At 45.1% G+C, this 18352-nt stretch carries 12 protein-coding genes; 1 reads left to right on the top strand and 11 read right to left on the bottom strand.

Annotated elements, in window-relative coordinates:
- Window positions 1-3 precede the first annotated feature (3 nt).
- Window positions 4-1404: an SDR family NAD(P)-dependent oxidoreductase gene (locus ACTHQF_RS14720; RefSeq protein WP_440431284.1), complete on the bottom strand. Its 1401-nt coding sequence runs from the start codon at window positions 1402-1404 to the stop codon at window positions 4-6.
- A 199-nt stretch (window positions 1405-1603) separates the two neighbouring features.
- Between ACTHQF_RS14720 and ACTHQF_RS14725 the strand changes: the two genes are divergently transcribed.
- Window positions 1604-2506 (top strand): FkbM family methyltransferase, encoded by a 903-nt coding sequence (locus ACTHQF_RS14725; RefSeq protein WP_440431286.1) that lies wholly within the window; start codon window positions 1604-1606, stop codon window positions 2504-2506.
- 7 nt (window positions 2507-2513) lie between these two features.
- Here ACTHQF_RS14725 and ACTHQF_RS14730 read toward each other — a convergent pair whose 3' ends face one another.
- From ACTHQF_RS14730 to ACTHQF_RS14775, 10 genes are all read right to left on the bottom strand, one after another.
- On the bottom strand, window positions 2514-3362 hold the full coding sequence (locus ACTHQF_RS14730) for an ABC transporter permease (RefSeq protein ID WP_440431288.1): 849 nt from the start codon (window positions 3360-3362) through the stop codon (window positions 2514-2516).
- Between the two features lie 38 nt (window positions 3363-3400).
- Window positions 3401-4264: a glycosyltransferase family 2 protein gene (locus ACTHQF_RS14735; protein WP_440431290.1), complete on the bottom strand. Its 864-nt coding sequence runs from the start codon at window positions 4262-4264 to the stop codon at window positions 3401-3403.
- Window positions 4233-5219 carry a glycosyltransferase family 2 protein gene (locus ACTHQF_RS14740; protein WP_440431292.1) on the bottom strand — a complete coding sequence of 329 codons (987 nt, stop codon included), beginning with the start codon at window positions 5217-5219 and terminating at the stop codon, window positions 4233-4235. The genes ACTHQF_RS14735 and ACTHQF_RS14740 overlap by 32 nt, the downstream gene beginning before the upstream one ends.
- 12 nt (window positions 5220-5231) lie before the next feature.
- A complete protein-coding gene (glf, locus tag ACTHQF_RS14745) occupies window positions 5232-6335 on the bottom strand; it encodes a UDP-galactopyranose mutase (RefSeq protein WP_440431294.1) in 1104 nt (367 codons plus the stop codon).
- Window positions 6336-6593: 258 nt separating this feature from the next.
- Window positions 6594-6890 carry a hypothetical protein gene (locus tag ACTHQF_RS14750; RefSeq protein WP_440431296.1) on the bottom strand — a complete coding sequence of 99 codons (297 nt, stop codon included), beginning with the start codon at window positions 6888-6890 and terminating at the stop codon, window positions 6594-6596.
- A 25-nt stretch (window positions 6891-6915) separates the two neighbouring features.
- Window positions 6916-7719, bottom strand: coding sequence for an SDR family oxidoreductase (locus ACTHQF_RS14755; protein ID WP_440431298.1), 804 nt, complete (start codon window positions 7717-7719; stop codon window positions 6916-6918).
- 54 nt (window positions 7720-7773) lie between these two features.
- Window positions 7774-8697 (bottom strand): PorP/SprF family type IX secretion system membrane protein, encoded by a 924-nt coding sequence (locus ACTHQF_RS14760; RefSeq protein WP_440431300.1) that lies wholly within the window; start codon window positions 8695-8697, stop codon window positions 7774-7776.
- A gap of 12 nt (window positions 8698-8709) precedes the next feature.
- Window positions 8710-9468, bottom strand: coding sequence for a gliding motility-associated C-terminal domain-containing protein (locus ACTHQF_RS14765; protein ID WP_440431302.1), 759 nt, complete (start codon window positions 9466-9468; stop codon window positions 8710-8712).
- Window positions 9469-9483: 15 nt separating this feature from the next.
- Window positions 9484-12684 carry a tail fiber domain-containing protein gene (locus ACTHQF_RS14770; protein ID WP_440431304.1) on the bottom strand — a complete coding sequence of 1067 codons (3201 nt, stop codon included), beginning with the start codon at window positions 12682-12684 and terminating at the stop codon, window positions 9484-9486.
- A 74-nt stretch (window positions 12685-12758) separates the two neighbouring features.
- Window positions 12759-17843, bottom strand: a complete 5085-nt coding sequence (locus ACTHQF_RS14775; RefSeq protein ID WP_440431306.1) for a beta strand repeat-containing protein — start codon at window positions 17841-17843, stop codon at window positions 12759-12761.
- Between the last annotated feature and the right edge of the window lie 509 nt (window positions 17844-18352).

The raw sequence follows: 18352 nt of genomic DNA on the forward strand, positions 1-18352 counted from the left end.
AAGCTAAGCCTCAAAGAGATTGGTTAAACCATGATCGTTAAGTTTTACATCGATAACCTGGCCGGAGAACCTGGCCTGCAACGTGGAGAGTGTTACTTCCGCGACTTCTTCAGATTTCAACAAGGTTGACGCTTCTTCGTTTCCGAAGTTGCGGCTGCGCATAGGCGTTCGCGTCCGTTCCGGGTTGATACAGTTTACCTTGATGTCGAACTTATCCCATTCCTGGGCTATCGCCTGAACGAAGTTGACCACTGCAGCCTTGGATGACGAATAAAGACTGTAAAAGGCTCTGCCGCGGGTGTAAGAACTGGAGGTGAAAAAAATGAGGTGCCCCTGGCTTTCTTTAAGGTACTGAAAGCTCTCCAGCGCAATGTTGATGACACCTATGTAGTTAGTACGGATACTTTCTTCGATATCTGCAGCTTCCATATTGACCAATGGTTCCTTCTTTAAGATCGCCGCGGTGTTGATGATGTAATCTATCGAGCCTTCCACACTGGCTACGCTTTGCATAGCCACAGCAACTTGTTCCCGGCAACAAATGTCAATGCCGCTGCTCCTGGAGAAGCTATATGCCTTCATCCCATACCTGATTGCCAGCTCGATAATGCTCTCCCCAATGCCATAGCTGCCGCCAAAAACCACCATGACTTTCCCATGTAGGGCTTCCCGGTTAGCGGAGCGTTTGCCTTTCATTTCAGCAGAGCGCAGTTGGAAAAGTTTATCCAGCAGGTAAAGGTCCTCCTTGTAGGTGAGCTTCATGTTTGCTTCCTCCCCCCTGACGATGAAGATCGGTTCTTCCGGCAGGTATTTTTTAACAACGCCACAATCGTCAGTGGATTTAAAGTCCGGATCATCAAAAGCGATGAGGTAGGCTTCCCGGATCAGCGACAGCCTGAAGCCTTGTGGCGTTTGTCCGCGCATGAGTGCTGCTCGGTTAGGGATCGAGCTGATCTCGTTCTTTGAGGCATCTACAGCAATGATGGTATCGGTAGCCGGCACGGCCACATCAATCGCCCGGTAGCGCCCCTGGAGATTGGCAATCACTTCATCAATGATCCGGTCGGAAACCAGGGGCCGAACAGCATCGTGAAAGATCAGGTTACAGTCGCCCAGATCTTCATAGGCCTTTATGGCGGTCCAGCTGGAAAGGTAACGTTCTGCACCACCAGCAAGGATCTTTTTTACCTTACTGAAACCATTCTCATTTACGCTGTCTTCAATCCTTGGAATGTAAGCGGCCAGGCTGACGATTGCGATCTCATCAATATTAACGTTCTTCTGAAAGGTACACAGCGTATGTTCCAGCACGGTCTTACCGGCGACCTTAAAAAACTGTTTGGGCAGTTCCAAACCCAATCTACTTCCAACTCCGCCGGCTAGTATTACTCCAATATTCTTCATAGCATCTGAAAATAAGGGGCAGCAAACATCCTCCCCTTCTATAAAATCAGGTTAAATGCTTGTTTTCTAATTGTTTAAATATCGTTAAAACTAACTGTAACAAAAAAGGTTTATTTAAAGGAACCGGATATTCTAATCTATTGTTTACAGATTTTACAATTATTAATAAGCTGATCATTAACATATAAAGCTAAAGAGGATGCTGTTTTCTAAAATGTTAACCAACATCAAAGCTCGTGTAAGCACAAAGGTCTTTGAAGCACTATACCGCAGGATGGGCAGGTTTTACATTGAAGATTATCCGGAACTCAGCGGAACAGCTTTCAGCAGGATCTATCCGACACTGCTATGCCACAATATTGAGATCCTGAACTATGACGCCGGCGCTAACCTGGTGTATTTACAGAAAGATGGTCTTTGTTTCTGCAGCACGCCGGATTATCCCTGGATCTTAAGAGAGGTTTTTGCACAGCACATTTACTTCATCCATCCGAAGTACCTGAAAACACAGGAATATGTGGTGTTCGACTTCGGCATGAACCGGGGTTATGCAAGCCTCTATTTTGCGTCACAAAGCTGGTGTAAAGCCGTTCATGGTTTTGAATTGAATGAATATACCTTTGCACTGGCCCAGGAGAATGTTGAGCTAAACCCCAAGCTTGCAAGCAATATTTCGCTTTACAACTATGGTTTGGGCAACAAAGACGAACAGCTGGAATGCTACTACCTACCCCACCGCGATGGGATCTGCACAACGTCATACGATTTCCTTAAAGATTATGCCCCCGAGGAACTGGATAAGGTGGTGAAAAAGGCCATCAGCATCCGGAAAGTCAGCACTGTGCTGCAAGGGATTTTAGAGGGCATGGACCCGGCGCAACGCATTGTGCTGAAGATCGATGTGGAAGGTGCGGAATATGATATCCTGGGGGATCTCACGAATACGCTTCCTGCCTTCCTGGAGCGCGTGGATGTGATCATCGGAGAAGCACACATGGGCTTACAACCTATTACAGAAGCTCTTGCTCCATTCGGCTTCAAGGAGGTAAGCCAAAAGAACTACAATCCAAAGACACAGGACTTCCTGTTTATTAACGCATAAGTTCCATTTAAACGGTATCTACAAAGCTTTTTTGTACCTTATTGAAAATGATCACGCCGAAGAACAGGACAATAACCGTGACCAACGTGGTGTAGCCCAGCATTTCCCAGCTAAAGGTTCCGGTGCCAAGAAAGCCTTTGCGGAAGGTTTCAATGATGGGCGTCATAGGGTTGAACTTAATAAGATTTACAAAGCGCTCGGGTGCTGCCGACAAGGGGAACACGACCGTGGTGGCATACATCAACAAAGGCACACCAAAGGTGACCAGAAAAGCGAGATCGCGGTATTTGGTGGTTAGTGCGGAGACCACCATGCCTAAGCCAAGACCAAGACAGGCCATCAGCAGCATTAAAAAGGGAAACAGCAACACATACCAGGTAAGCTCAAAGTAATCACCTTTCAGCGCATAAAAGATCATCATGCCAAAGAAGAGCAGCAGCTGTACACCGAATTTCACCAGGTTGGAGAAAACGATGCTTAAAGGCATGATCAGCCTGGGAAAATAAACCTTTCCGAAGATGTAAGCATTATCCCTGAACACCGAAGAGGTTTTGATGAAACAATCGGAGAAATAGTTCCAGGTCACAACACCTGCGAGATAAAACAGGGGTTTTGGCAGCCCATCGGTTGAGATGCCCGCCACATTGCCAAAAATGAGCGAATAGATCAGTACCGTAAAGATGGGCTGAATAAAGAACCATACCGGCCCCAGGATGGTCTGTTTATAGAAAGATATAAAGTCCCGCTTAACCAACAGCCAGAGTAGATCGCGATACTCATAGTTTTCCTTTAGTTTGACGTCAAGCAATGAAGTGTGCGGTTTGATCTCCCAGTACTTATCGGATTCGTGCATCATATAGGCTGGACAGTTAGGTAGGTCTTAAGTTACGGCTTTTATATAATTTTAAGAAAACGTCGGGTAGACCAGCAGCTTTTGCTGTAGAAATCCTGCACTTCCGGCCGAACAGGCGTATGCACCAGTTGTTTGCGCAATTTAAAGAACTCGGTTAATGCCTGAAAATACCAGGGTAAGGACCTTAAGCCGAGCCGGTAAACACCTTTAAGGTTATTCAAGTACACCCGTGCAACATACTTTGTACGATCTTTTTTGTCGAAAAACTTGTACACGATCGCCATCTCATTGCGTACGGAAAAGACCTTTAATCTTCGTGAACTCCGGTTGATCACACTGGTACGGTGGTCTACAAAGCAGTTTGCGAAGTAACGGATCCGGTAGCCGGCATCCAGGCAACGGATGGCATATTCCCATTCGTGGGTGTATATAAACAACCATTCGGCGAAGCCACCGATCTTGTCGAACAACGTTTTTCGGATGATGGCACCACAGCCAATGAAGTCGATGTTGTCTTCCATATGGATCAGGTAATCTGTCGGGAACGCACCACCCGTAACGTTGAGCGCCAGAATGCCAATTTTAGGATCGTCATCCAGCACAGCAATGGCCTTATCCAGCCCGCTTACAATGTTGCTGTCATCATCAAGCACCACCATATACTCGCCATTAGCTACTGCAAAGCCATCGTTCCAACCCGCAATGCCGTTGTTTTTGCTACGCTGAATGAGGCTGACCTGCGGAAAAGTTGTACTTACAGATGCGACCGACTGGTCTGACGAAGCATTGTCTACCACAATGATCTCATAGTCACTGCGCCCAGCCATAAGATCCAGGGTTTTTGCGATGGTGATCAGTAGTTCTTTTTCCCGGTTATAGTTCAGGATCACAAACGAGATTTTCATTTTTGACTACAGGTTTAGGTTTATTTAAGTTTGTCCTGCTGCTTTGAGCAGGTTTTTTGAATAAGCGGGTAAGATTAGAAAGGTCTCTTTTCAGGAAGGCGAAGACTGGTCTGGTGGCTTCAAAAAGTTCCAGGAACAGCTGCTGCGTATAAGGTGATACTGGTGTGTAGCGTAGTGTTTTTCTGTGCTTATAGAATTCTTTCATCCCTATGATATTGTACCAGGTATCTTTGAAATGTAACTGCCGGATGCCTTTGAGGTTATTTAGTGCCACCCGCCAGAGGTACTTACTGCGATCTTTAGCCAGGTACTTATAGACGATAGACAGCTCATGGCGGGTTACAAATACCCGCAATCTTTTGCTGCTGCGGTGCAGTGCACTGACGCGGTGGGTAACCTCACAGCCGGCGAAATACTGCACCTGATAGCCCGCATCAACAACTCGCAGGCCAAGATCCCATTCGTTAACATAAAGGAACATCCAATCTGCATAGCCTCCCACTTTGTCATATGCTGCCTTTCTGAAAATGGCGCCACAGCCGATAAAACCCACGATCTCTTGTCCGTCTTTCCATTTCCAGCCTTCGCTGGTATAAGGTCCGGATACGACGTTCAAGGCGAGAATACCGATGTTGGGGTGCCGGTCCAGGTGTTCCAATGCTGCTTCCAAGCCAAAGTCGATATGACTGTCATCATCCAGGATGATGAAATAATCGCCTTTGGCTTGTTTAAACCCCAGGTTCCAGGCAGGTGCTCCCGTGTTTACAGGATTTTCAATGAGCACAACATCTGGGTAATGTACCTTCACGGCCTCGGCACTGCCATCTGTGGAGGCATTATCGACAATGACGAGTTCAAAGTCGGGACTGTTCTTAATGAGCGCTTTTGTTTTGGAGATGGTGATCAGCAGCTCAGCTTTTCTGTTGTAGTTTACGATGACGAAGGATGCGCGCATAGGGGTAAATCTTTAATCTTTAATTTCTTTCTCGGAGATCATCAGGGCTCTGGCAATGACCTGATCCATATTGTAATATTTGTAATCTGCAAGCCGCCCGCAGAAGATTACGTCTTCAAGCTGATCAGCTTCCTGTTTATATCTTTTGAACAACTCATGGTTTACCTCCCGTGGAATGGGATAGTACTTTTCCTGATTCGCTCCTGCCGCTACGGAATACTCGCGGGTAATGGTCGTCAGGTGACTTTTCTGCCCTGTTGCATGTTTCCATTCCACGATGCGCGTAAAGTCGTATTCATTCGGGTAATTAACCTGCTGATAGGGCTGGTAGAATTCCTGATCTAAGGTTTCATGTTCAAACCGGAGTGAGCGGTAGGGAAGTTTTCCAAACTTGTAATCAAAAAAGGAATCTATTGGCCCGGTATAGATCATTTTACGGTAGGACACGGTATCCAGGATTGAACGATAGTCGGTCTGCAGCATGATGGAGATGTTTGGATGATCAAGCATCTTCTTAAAAAGTGCTGTATAGCCCTGTTTCGGAATACCCTGATAAGTGTCGGTAAAGTAACGGTCGTCGCGGTTGGTTCTTACCGGTATCCTGGCAGTCACACTCGCTGCCAGATCACGTGGATGGATCTCCCATTGTTTGAGGGTATAACCTTTGAAAAACTTGTTGTACAACTCCTCACCTACCTGGCTGATCACCATTTCTTCGGCATTTGCTGGATTTGGAATATCGGCTTTCACACTGTCGTAGTAGCGTTGTACAGCTGCTGGTTCATTGAGTTCCAGTCCATACAGCAGGTTTAAGGTATCCCGGTTGATCGGTATGGGTACCAGCATCCCGTCTACATAGGATCTTACGCGATGATAATGGTACCGCCATTCGGTGAATCTGGAGAGGTAATCAAATACTTTCTGGTCGTTGGTATGGAACCAATGTGGGCCATACTGATGAATTAAAATGCCATTTTCGTTATGATAATCGTAGGCATTGCCGCCAATGTGATTGCGTTTATCTACAATCAACACCTTTTTGTTGTATTGGGAAGCAATACGCTCCGCTAAAACACTCCCGGAAAAACCTGCGCCTACTATCAGATAATCGAACATATATGCGTGCTAAAACTCCTGTATTTGTTGTATTACCTTCGGAGAATACCGCAAGGGTTATACCAACAATCTCCTAAATTACAGATAGTTACCAGCGAAGGTTTTAAAAAGTTGCAGTTGCCGTATAAAAACCTGCAAAAAGGAAAGCCCCTGCAATTTTAACGCAAGGGCTTTTCGGGCATTTTGATGTATTTAGCTTTGTCTTTGATGTTAATTACCTGCAAAAACGAGCAAATGCACTGTTGTACAGGTCATTACTTACCACACATCATTTTTAGTGAAGTTTAGGGAGTCTTTAACGAAAGTTGCAAGTTCATCATCTTCAGTCGCAGTTTGTACCCTTTGTTTTAAAGCTGCTTTCCAGGCTTCAATGGCGGCTTCAGGCGTGTCGCCTTTTCCGAGGATGCCCTGCTCCATGTTAGGGCCCAGGTGACAGCAAAACTGTTCCCCTTCCTGGAATACCACGGGTTGCAGGGTCTTTAAGGTTCTATCTACATCAGCGGCGGTAAAATCAATGTCTAGAATTGCCGCCTGATCAATTATCATTTGTTCCATATGTTGTTCATGTTTGGTTTATCTGTTAGCCATTATCTACAAAACCGGGATATAAGGTCATGCCGCCATCTACGTAGATCGTGGTTCCGGTAACGTAGTCACTATCATCGGAGCCTAGCCAAAGTGCAGCCTTGGCAATATCTTCCGGCTTCCCGATCCTTTTGTAAGGGATTAGCTTGAGCAATGCTTTCCGTTGTTCCTCATCGCTCCAGACTTCCTCATTGATGTCTGTTGCAATCGCTCCTGGCGATATTGCATTTACGCGGATCTTTTTGGGCGCTACTTCGAGTGCAAGGGATTTCATGAGCATCAGAATTCCACCTTTGGAAGAAGCATAATTCACGTGCCCTGCCCAAGGGATGATATCGTGTACGGAACTCATGAAGATGATATTGCCCTTAGCCATTTCCTCTGGTCCCGGCTGAGCCTGCTGTTCGAAATGCCGGATGGCTGCACGGGCGCAAAGGAACTGCCCAGTGAGGTTGGTATGTATGACTTTGTTCCATTGTTCAAGGCTCATGTCCGAAAAGCTGCTGTCCTGCTGTATACCAGCATTGTTGATCAGAATGTGGATTTGCCCGAAGCTTTCTTCTGCCTTGCGGTACATTTCCTCTACCTCGGCTTCATCACTAACGTCTGCTTTATGAATAAACCCTGAGCCACCACCTTGTTTGATGCGGTCCAGGGTTTCATTTGCACCTTCTTCGTCGCTATGGTAGTTGACGACCACATTGGCACCTTGCTGCCCAAATGCTATGGCGATACCTTGTCCAATACCAGAGCTTGCTCCGGTAACAACAACGGTCTTTTTCTTTGCTTCTGCTGACATCGTTTTTAGTTTGAATGAACACTAAAAACAAATAATCAGGCTAAAGGTTTCCTTTTAGAGTAGCGTAGGCTTACGTCTGTAAGTATTGGACAGGTTGATTTTCAAATTCAATTCGATATCTGTTCCTGTAGACTGAAGTTTACCTCCCATCTCGCTGGTGTAAAATAAATTCAATTGATATTTTTCAACATTAATCCCCAATCCAAGTGTAGAGCTCTTATCGCTGTGGTACATACCCATCACGGAGAGAATATTGTCGAAGGTCCTTAGATTTGTTCCAATGTCTACAATGCTCTTGATATCTTTAGCACCTCTGACACTTATTTTAGGCTCGAAAGCAAACATGTCGTTTGCTGCGCCCAGCTTATAGCTCATTGCCGCAAAGTATGTAGAGCCGTCGATCGTGTTTTGCTCGTCCTTTTGAAAGAATTTTTTCAGGTTAGGCAAGGCACCCTGTAACGTTAAACCATTACTTATAAAAGCAACACCAAAGTCGCCATCAAGAAATGTTTTGCGGGCGTTGAACCGCTCGGGAAGCACATCAGTTGGATCTGCAATAATGCTTGCATTATCCAGTTTCTGATTCATTGCTCCAAATGAAATACCGAAGTGTAAACTGCGGCCAAAATCATCAAGGGTTAAGTGGTAAGCGTATGTTCCAACGATACGTGTACGTCCGATCAGGCCAGCTTTTTCATTATAGATATTTAACCCCAAGCCAATGTTTTCATACCGGTAGTCGCCAGTTGCAGATACAGTAACAGGTGAACCTGGGATTGAACGCCATCTGTTTCTATAATTCATATTGAAGATAAAGCCTTCGGAGGCGCCTGCGAAAGCGGGATTGCTGAGGTACTGATTGTCGTAATATTGCATACCTGCGGATCTTATCTGAGCACTTACACTATGTCCGATAAGAATGTAGAATATGGTAAGCGCGTATTGCAGGATACAACGCCTGGATGGTAATGTTGTCATTGTCTTGATATGTTATTGCTCTTTCACGATGGTTATAAAACCCTTTTTCACCAACTTCCCGGAGTCGAAGGTTAATATGTAATAGTAGGTGTCTTCAGGCAGGGGATTGCCGTTGTGTTTGCCGTCCCAGGAGTTGTCGTAACCGATCATAGAAAAGACCAGTCTACCATCACGGTCATAAATCTTCACTTCATTATTGTTGTACAAATGAATGTTTTTCACCAACCAGGTATCGTTTACTCCGTCTCCATTGGGCGTAATCATGTTGTTTATCTCCAACTCCTTGTAGATATCGGGAGTTACCTCGGGGGTAACAGCAGTTAGATCAGCAATCGTAAGGGGACTTGTAAGGAATTGACCAACAAATCTGAGGTTTGGATCAGCGACACTTTCCTTCATCAAAAGGAAATCCTGATATTTATTGCTTGTGGCTTTAGAATATGCTAAGGTTAGCTTCTCCGGCTCGTTCCCATTTAATTCCGTGTTCATGTAATTTATGGACAATTCACCTTGAAATTCTACAGGGCTGCTGAATCTATACTTTCGAAGGATACTGTTATACTTTGGCCAAATCACGGTAGAATAATCTCTCGATATGGTCAGGTTTGACATGGCCCAATTATCAGCAGGAACAAGCATAAGCCCTTCCGTGAAAAACACGGTTTCTTTTTGAATAAAGATCCCTTCTGAACCAACCTTCATTTGTCCGCTGGATTCCTGGACATTGAAAAGGAGAATGGTTAGTAAAAGGTAAAGTGATATTTTTTTCATCAGTATTGACTGTTTTTACTGCATTTTTCTAAGGATACCATCGATCTGTTCCTGTTGCTTTTTCAACTGCAATTTAATTTCTGCGAGCTCTTCCTGCTGTTCTTTTACTGCCTGAATAAGCATTCCGGTAAGCTGCGTGTAATCAACTTTCAGATAGCCATCTTTGCCAGTGGTAACCATTTCTGGATATACCTTTTGCAACTCCTGAGCGATCACACCGATCTTTAATCCGGAGGCATATTTGTGCTCGTCTTTGTACGTAAACTTCACGCCCCTGATCTGATTGATTTTTTCAAGCACCCCGCTTAACGTAGCAATCCGGGTTTTTAGACGGTAGTCTGATGGTGTATAGAAGTTGCCATTGATGGTCACGTCCTGAGCGAAACTCGCATTTCCAGATAGGCCAAAGCTTAGACCTTTCCCTGCGAGGCCATCATTACTTATGGAATAAGTAGACATTTTAAGATTTGCATCTGCCTGATGATTACCAAGGTTATCCTTGCCAGCGGCAGTTGCCGTTGCCAAGCCTAAATCAACATAGTTTTTTGTTGCTGCCTCTTGTCCCGAAGTGGGATCAGAAAGGTTGATCAGCTTAAAATTGCCCATGGAAACATCAGCCTGTGCAGATCCGAATCCGCTTAGTGGGACAACGTTTTTTGGGGTAGAAACTGCAACATTGGCGTTATTGCCGATGTACAAATGGCCATCCGAAAGTTTGTTGTCTAGCGGTACCCAGCTTGTCCCATTGTATACGTACAGACGGTTTTCCGAAGTGTTAAAGTAAGTGTCTCCAGCATTTGGGTTTGCAGGTGCCGTGGTCCCCGTTGGTGTTTTTGATGATTTTGAATCTACATATTTCTTTGTAGCGGCATCCTGCTCGTTTACTGGATCTGCAAGGTTGTTAATCGGAAAGTTTGTGGTACCATCACCCAAAGCTATCGCCGCCTTTGCAGCCCCGAAATCACTCAGTGAAAGCGCGTTTTTGGCTACAGCATAAGCTTTGTTCTGCGGGTCGCCAACCAACAGGTGATCGGTTGGCAAGGTTAGCGATTCAGGGGTTGAAAGTTTGTTGTCGACGTAGTTTTTAGTGGCTGCGTCTTGAGGGAATAAAGGATCCGCTAAAAAGCTGATGTTGTATTGTGTTGTTGCATCGCCCAAATACAAGTTATCAGTAGCCTTCCCAAATCCACTGAGCGGAATAAGGTTCTTTGCTAAAGCCTCCGCAGTGCCGGAAGTGTTTCCAACAAACAGGCTGCCTTTAGGTAAAGTCAAAGCGTTTGAAGGACTTTTAAAAAGATCATCTACATATTTTTTTGTCGAAGCGTCCCCATCAGTTGTAGGTGCTGCGAGTTGGTTGATCTGAAAACCACCCATAGAGATGTTTTCGGCCGCCGCCGCGAAACCACTGAGCGGTATACTGTTCTTTGTAGCGTCTGCAGCCTTACCCTCAGCATCTCCGATAATCAAGTTGCCTTTCGAAAGGGCAATATTTGCTGCACTAATCACCTTGGTATCTACATACTTCTTGGTTACTGCATCCTGGTCCGTTACCGGATCTCCGAGGTTATTTAATTTGAAGCCGCCGAAAGAAAGATCAGCTGTAGCCGGACCAAAGCCACTAAGCGGAATAGCATTCTTCAAAATTGGAGCAGCAGTCCCGATCGTGTTACCAATAAGAAAGTTTCCGGTAGGTAACGACAGGTTCCCTGCACTTACGACCCTGGTGTCGACGTAGTTCTTGGTTGCAGCATCTTGGGCTGCCACCGGATCCGCCATGTTGATTATCTTGTAATTTCCACCGGCCAATCCCGTTCCCATAGAGATGTTCGCGTTGGCTTTGTCGAAACCGCTTATTGGAATTAGATTTTTAGCAATACCCACGGCCTTATTCGAAGCATTTCCAACAAACAAGCTGTTATTTGATAAGCTTAGTCCCGCGGGATTTGAAAACATGGCGTCCACATAACTTTTGGTCGTAGCATCGGAAGGTGCAGAGGGGTTCGCAAGATTTATGATCTTGAAATTGTTAACCCCGTCTCCAAAAGAAACATGGTCATTCGGGTTCGCAAACCCATTTAAAGTAATGTTCGCCTTGTCTAGCTTTTCTTCAGTGATCTTAAGCGGCTGAATCGTTAAGGCTCCAGTATTGGAAATGATCGCGTCTCCGGATAACGGCACAGAAACCGCTATATTGGAGGGATTCCCTACAAAGATATTCCCGCTGCGAAGTGAATTTTCAACAGGAATCCAGGTGGTCCCATTGTAAACGTATAATTTATGATCTGAAGTGTTGTAAAATAGCGATCCTTCCAGGAGCTTTTCGGAAGCTGGATCCGGGTTTACAGCGCCCTGAGGGGTAGAACCATTGGTTGAAATCTCTACCCATTTGAGGTCGTTATTATAGACATACAACTTGTTCTCATCGGTATTGAAAAATACATCGCCGGGCTTTGATGATGTTGGGAGCTCCGTAGTTGGGCCGCCCGGAATGGATGCAGAACTGATGGGTGCCCATTTCGAGTCATCCCCCATCATGTACAACTTTTTCTCTCCGGTTACAAAAAAGACGTCGCCAAATTTTGCGGATGTTGGTAAGGCGGACACATTGGGTGGAGCAGTCCAAGTAGATCCATCGAAAACATAAACCTTGTCGTCCCAATACGAAAGGAGCATATCTCCTTTTGTACCTGGAGGTGCTGATGTGACTGGACTTGAATAGTCGGTCGGTAAAGTTCCAGCAGCTACAGATATCCAGCCTGAACCTGTTAACTTATAGATTTGGTTATCTCCAGTATTGAAAACAACATCTCCAATCGACCCTGCAGAACTAGGGAGCGATGATCCCGAACCATAAGATGGCATGGTCGAGTTAATGTTAATCATTGCGGTATTCAACGCAGTCGTTAAGACCGTCGGAGGTGTGTTTACCGTTGTAAGTGGAAATCCGTTTGCCGTCGGCCTGTATATTACGCCCATACCAATGCCTGGAGGTGTTGGATCGAACCCCTTGGAGGTTGTGCTGATCAGACTTCCATTTACGCTTACAGTCAATATCTCAAAGGTATTTCCAGCAGGATCAATAATACGATCCCCAACTTTGACCTGATTCGCATTAAATGTGTTTGCCCCGTCAGAAAACGTACCATTAATGTCATAATTCGTCCCGCCATTTGCATTGATATAGGATATCGTGAACTGGCCATTGAATTGTTTCAAACTTTGCCCACTTGATATCGTTGTAAGTAGGACTAAAGCCAAGCTGAGAACGTAGAAAAGGTATTTTCCCATTACTAAGGTCTTATCGTGATATAAAATCCATTAGTTCCAGAATGATTACCCAAACTATTTGTTTGGAGTGAGATGGTTCCGTTCGAGTATCCCGTCACGTTGAGCAAGAAATTGGTTGTTGCGGGGCTATGAATAGTATTAATCACAGGGTTTACGACGTTCACATCTACAATCTTGACATCTGGAACAACAACATCTTCAATACTGTTATTCCACTTCTTATTCGCGTCAATGATTTTGATGTCTAAGAAGTTTTGACTTCCCAAAGCTGCATAACTGGTGGATACCTTGAAGTAGTTGAGTTCAACGCCAAGAGGGATGTTCACAGTTAAAGTATGACCATCAGAAATGGAAGCAGTTACACCAGGACCTGTTGCCCTTACAAAAAAGCTTTTATTGCCTCCAGGGTGATAGCCCATGAGCGCTCCACCTCCTCCTCCTCCAGCAGCGGGAGCTGGGGTAACCCAGGCAGCTTCGGTACCCGCAGCATTCACGGTTAAGACCTTATTGGCGTCTGCCGTTGTGAAATCACCAATCTTATTCAGTTTTACCTTATCTGTTGTCGACATCAAACCTGCCACGGTGCTTGTTGCACCAGGGATAACCGCAGCAGCACCAGTGCTCGAAGTTATTGTACCCTGCGCAGCAGCTCCTGTATATCCTAGATCAGTAGCAGTACCACCTCCCCCACCTCCGGCGGTTCCGTTAGAAGCTGATGTGATTCTACCTGTAGCATCTACCGTAATGTTTGCAGCACTATAGGTACCTGGAGTAACCGCCGTGTTCGATAATGCAATCGCAGTGTTACCAGACCCATTCGTTACGGTGATACCATTACTTCCTGTAATTGGCTGACCAGGAATTGTAATGTTAGCAGAACCGTCGAATGCTACGCCGTTGATTGTTCTTGCTGTTGCGAGCTTAGTTGCAGAAGTTGCGTTCCCAGCCAGAGTACCCGTAATGGTTCCAGCAGAGAAATTACCCGAAGCGTCTCTCTTCACTAAAGTATTTGCTGTATTAGCGCTCGTACCGCTATTTGCTGTTGCAATTCCCGTGGCGATATTTGCCGCGGTCACCCCACCGACCGAGTTCACGACAGGTAAATCCGCGGTACCGCCTAAGTCACCTGCAAGCTTTAAAATTCCTCTAGCTGTTGTTGTTGCTAAAGGTGCGCCCTGCGTTACCGTAGCGTCTACATATGTTTTCACCGCTTTTGCAGTTGGATATTTGTCGTCTGATGCTGCGTCGATTGCGATGTCTTTGGTTTTATTGGTCTTATCTTCTTTACCAGCCAATGCCGTGGTAGTAGCTGTACTAAGCGGCTTTGCAGCATCGCTCGTGTTATCTACATTCCCTAAACCAATGTCTGCCCTTACTTGTGTAGGAGTACGTTGTTCTAAAGTAGTGGCGGAAGCTGCCCGCAGGTAGTTCAATGGTGTATAGCTGTTTAAACCAGTTCCACCATTTGCAGGACTAATCGTTCCGCTGATCGAGGTTGCTGTAGAGGCATTACCGATCAGATTTCCAACGATATTACCTGCGGCATCCCTTTTAACGATCGTGTTTGGCGTACTTGCTGTTGTCGCTTCATTTGCGAGCTTTGCTCCCGCGCTAATCTGTGCTGCTGGTAATCCCCCGACTGTAATCACCGTTGGTGCAGCGGCTGTACCACCAAGGTCATTTGCAAGTTGTACAAGACCTTTATTCGCGGTTGTCGCATCTGGTGCTCCGGAAGATGTCAGATTGTCCACATAAGACTTAATGGCTTTTACGGTTGGATATTTCAAATCCGAATTTGCGTCGGCAGAAACATTTGTACTCTTATTGGCTTTGTCTTCCTTCAAGGCTAATGCTGCTGCTGTCAACGTACTTACCGGCTTGTTTGCATCAGAAGTATTGTCAACATTCGACAGTTGCAAGTCGGTCTTGGTAAGCGAAACTATACCTGTCTGCCCATTTACGGATTGGACACCACTTCCAGGAGTTAAAATTTCCTTCCAATTATTGAGATCTGAACCCGGGGTAGCTGCTAACACATAACTTCTATTCTCATCTGATCTGATAACCGTACTTCCAACCTGCGGGTTTGCTAAGGCAAGCATAGCTGCCTGACTGTTCACCACGTTAACTGATGCGAATGATATCGCAGGGATCTGATTGGATGGAATTTTACCATTGGCATCCAGGGTCGCTACACCGTTATTAGCCGCTTTTTCGCTCTTGCTAATCTTGTCGTTTAACGCAGTTTGGGTAGCTGTACTAACCGGCTTATCTAAATCGCTCGTGTTATTAACGTTGTTTAGACCCAAATCTTCCTTCACCTGGGCTGGGGTTCTTTGTTGCAAATTGTTCGCATTTAATGCGGTTAAAAAGCTGCCAGCGGTATATTTATCTATTCCCGTTCCGCCCTTACTCACCGGTAGTACTGTAATGAGGTTTTCTTTCAAGAGTAAACCAGGTACCGTTGGTGCTGATGCGATTCCACCCAGATCTCCTGCAAGCTGTATCTTACCCAAGATCGTTGCTGTTGCATCTGGAACACCCCCAGCAGCAATTACGGCGGTTCTTACTTTTTCATCGACATAAGTTTTTGTAGCTTTTTCAGTTGGGAATTTCTCATCAGAATTGGTGGTGAATGTCCCGTCAGTACTTTTATTGATTTTGTCTTCTTTCTTATCTAAAGCATTTTGTGTAAGCGTACTAATTGGCTTATCTAAATCACTGGTGTTATTTACAAGGTTTAGCCCAAGGTCCTGTTTAACTTCAGTCGGTGTAATTTGCTGCAGCGTAGATTCTGTAGCTGCTTTAATGAAGTTTCCAGGGGTATAAGACGTGATACCCGTTCCGCCGTTTGGAACCATCACCGTTCCGGTTACAGTTCCCGCAGTGGTGGCCGTTGTTGCATTTCCAAGCAAGTCACCGGTCACTTTGTTAACAGCAATATTACCGCTGCCATCTCTCTTTACGATTGTTCCTAAAATGTTATCTGATTCGACCGTCACGCCACCAACCGTTAACACCACGGGAAGGTCTGCTGTACCGCCTAAATCGCCTGACAACTTAATCTTACCTTTTGAGCTGGTTGTTGCATCCTCCACACCATTTTGTAAATCGATGTATGTTTTTACGGCCTTTACTGAAGGATATTTCTCATCCGAATTGGCGTCGGCAACCAGATTAGTACTTTTATTGGATTTATCTTCTTTTGAGTTCAGCGCAGTCTGCGTCGCTGCACTTACAGGTTTCATAGCGTCGCTGGTATTATCAACGTTGCCTAAACCCAAATTAAGCCTGGCGTCTTCCGCATTGTTCGCACCAGTACCGCCGTTAGCAACCCCGATCACTCCAGTTACACCCCCGGATCCACCGCCGGACGCACCGTTTGTAGCTGCAGTAATTCTACCCGTAGCATCAACTGTAATATTGGCTGAGGTATAGGTCCCGGGTTGAACACTAGTGTTTGCTAAACCTAGTGGGCTTCCTGTTGTTCCTGAACCCGTAAGCGTGGCGTCATGAGCTACAACTCCGGAGCCAGTTCCAGTGCCTGTTCCTAAAAGCCCTTTAAGATCTACCTTACTGTTCCTCGGTCCTGAAATGGATAGGATACCGTCTGCGAGGCTTAATGATTGATTAAGATCTGCAAGACTTACTAAATTACTACCCAGGATGGATAGGTTATAATTTGCATCGAAGCTTAATTTTGGAAGTTCAGCACTTCCGCCACCTACACCAAGAAGCTTATCATCTACATATTTTTTAGTCGCCGCATCTTGGTTGTTCGTAGGATCTTTAAGGTTTGTAATTTTATTTCCCGCCATTGCAATGTTTGCAACTGGCTTTCCAAAACCACTAAGTGGAATTGCTGTCTTATTTAAATCTGAATCTGTAATCGTTCCATCAGCAATTTTCGCTGAAGTAACTGCATTGTTCGCGATTAGAGGTGCGCTTGCTGTACCACTGAGATCCCCGGCAAGCATAAGCTTGCCTTTTTCGGATGTTGTCGCATCAGGAACAGTTTTCGCCTGTAGCGCATCGATAGCAGCTTGTGTAGCCTTACTTACCGGTTTTTCTAAATCGCTTGTGTTATTAACATTCCCTATACCAAGGTTTATCCTGGCGGTTTCAGCATTGTTTGCACCAGTACCACCGTTAGCTAAGGCTACAATTCCGGTCACATTTCCAGCGGTTCCTGTAATATTACCTTTTGCATTCCCAATATCAGGTGTGATTAGTGTTGGTGAATTAGACATCACAACTGCCCCACTACCCGTAGTTGGAGCTGCAGTAAGGGCACCGGCATTACCTGCTAGGATACCTTGCACGGAAGTACCAAGTGATAACACCGGGTTAGTTGTTGGACTTGTAACCGTACCTAAAAATCCGTTTCCTCCGAGAAATGATAGTGAACTCAGACCTCCAGTTCCAGTTCCAGTTCCTGTTCCCAAAAGCCCTTTAAGATCTACCTTACTGTTCCTTGGACCTGAAATAGATAGTATACCGTCTGCAAGGCTTAAAGATTGGTTAAGATCTGCAAGACTTACCATATTGCTGCCCAAGATGGATAAGTTATAGTTTGCATCAAAGCTTAACTTTGGAAGTTCAGCACTTCCCCCGGAGGTGCCCGGCACGCCCTGAGGACCTACTAACAAAACACCCGTTGAAGGCCAGCTTCCCCCGTTTTTCGGTCCGTAAAGCGTGTTATTCGCAGTGTTTAAGTAAAAATCACCATTATTACCCAAATTCGAAGAAGGGCTAACCGTACCATTAAGTATCGTGTTTACCGTGCCTCCGGTGCCCGTACCAGTCAGATCGGTGCTATTTACAAGCTTTATCCATTGTCCATTGTTGTAGTAATAAAATCCTGGAGAATTAACCACCTGGTAAATCAACAATCCATTTGCCGGATTTGGAATTGCATCTCTTTGACTGATCGAAAGTCTGGGAATTAGTAAACCCTTAGAAGTAGATAAGATTTCGAGCTGTGCACTGGCATCTGGAGCATTTGTGCCAATACCCACTTGAGCTTTGGCTTCAAACATAAACAGCATTGAGATCAGTATGACTAAATGCTTTGGTAAATTATTCATGATTGGTATTCTATAAATTGTGGTCGGATGAGGCGTAAAAGGATGGGCAATGTCTCATAGGAAGAAACGGCAAACAGTAACTAAAGCGATAATTTTTCTCACATGAGGCATATTTGTAAATCTAATCTGTGCCAAATAGAGGTCTATCAAACTGATACAAAGCTATATATTAAAAGACTGATGCACCCGACCAAAAAGAAAAAAGTACACAATATTTCACATTTTTTCACGTTCCCGTCTGATTATCAGGGGGTTTAAATTCGAGTGATGGATTTTAATACCCAAAAGACCTAAGGCAAAATCGCTACGAACTGGGTATTTACACCACGGTAGATGGAATAAATACGCTATATTTTGATCATGCTTTTGGGTTTGGACATTACAAGCTAAACCATACACTAGCTAATTGATTTCATGAGAATAAAAACGTGTTCTTTTTAAGAAAACAGCGCGACAATTATGATGATCACTAAAACCTCCATTCTCATTAGATGGATGTTTATGTAAGC

The organism is Pedobacter sp. SAFR-022 (assembly GCF_051965375.1).
Lineage (GTDB): Bacteria > Bacteroidota > Bacteroidia > Sphingobacteriales > Sphingobacteriaceae > Pedobacter.

Bases quoted from the DNA above. Each gene is read 5' to 3' on its own strand.
- ACTHQF_RS14720 (WP_440431284.1), bottom strand. From the start codon at position 1,404: ATGAAGAATATTGGAGTAATACTAGCCGGCGGAGTTGGAAGTAGATTG.
- ACTHQF_RS14725 (WP_440431286.1), top strand. From the start codon at position 1,604: ATGCTGTTTTCTAAAATGTTAACCAACATCAAAGCTCGTGTAAGCACA.
- ACTHQF_RS14730 (WP_440431288.1), bottom strand. From the start codon at position 3,362: ATGATGCACGAATCCGATAAGTACTGGGAGATCAAACCGCACACTTCA.
- ACTHQF_RS14735 (WP_440431290.1), bottom strand. From the start codon at position 4,264: ATGAAAATCTCGTTTGTGATCCTGAACTATAACCGGGAAAAAGAACTA.
- ACTHQF_RS14740 (WP_440431292.1), bottom strand. From the start codon at position 5,219: ATGCGCGCATCCTTCGTCATCGTAAACTACAACAGAAAAGCTGAGCTG.
- glf (WP_440431294.1), bottom strand. From the start codon at position 6,335: ATGTTCGATTATCTGATAGTAGGCGCAGGTTTTTCCGGGAGTGTTTTA.
- ACTHQF_RS14750 (WP_440431296.1), bottom strand. From the start codon at position 6,890: ATGGAACAAATGATAATTGATCAGGCGGCAATTCTAGACATTGATTTT.
- ACTHQF_RS14755 (WP_440431298.1), bottom strand. From the start codon at position 7,719: ATGTCAGCAGAAGCAAAGAAAAAGACCGTTGTTGTTACCGGAGCAAGC.
- ACTHQF_RS14760 (WP_440431300.1), bottom strand. From the start codon at position 8,697: ATGACAACATTACCATCCAGGCGTTGTATCCTGCAATACGCGCTTACC.
- ACTHQF_RS14765 (WP_440431302.1), bottom strand. From the start codon at position 9,468: ATGAAAAAAATATCACTTTACCTTTTACTAACCATTCTCCTTTTCAAT.
- ACTHQF_RS14775 (WP_440431306.1), bottom strand. From the start codon at position 17,843: ATGAATAATTTACCAAAGCATTTAGTCATACTGATCTCAATGCTGTTT.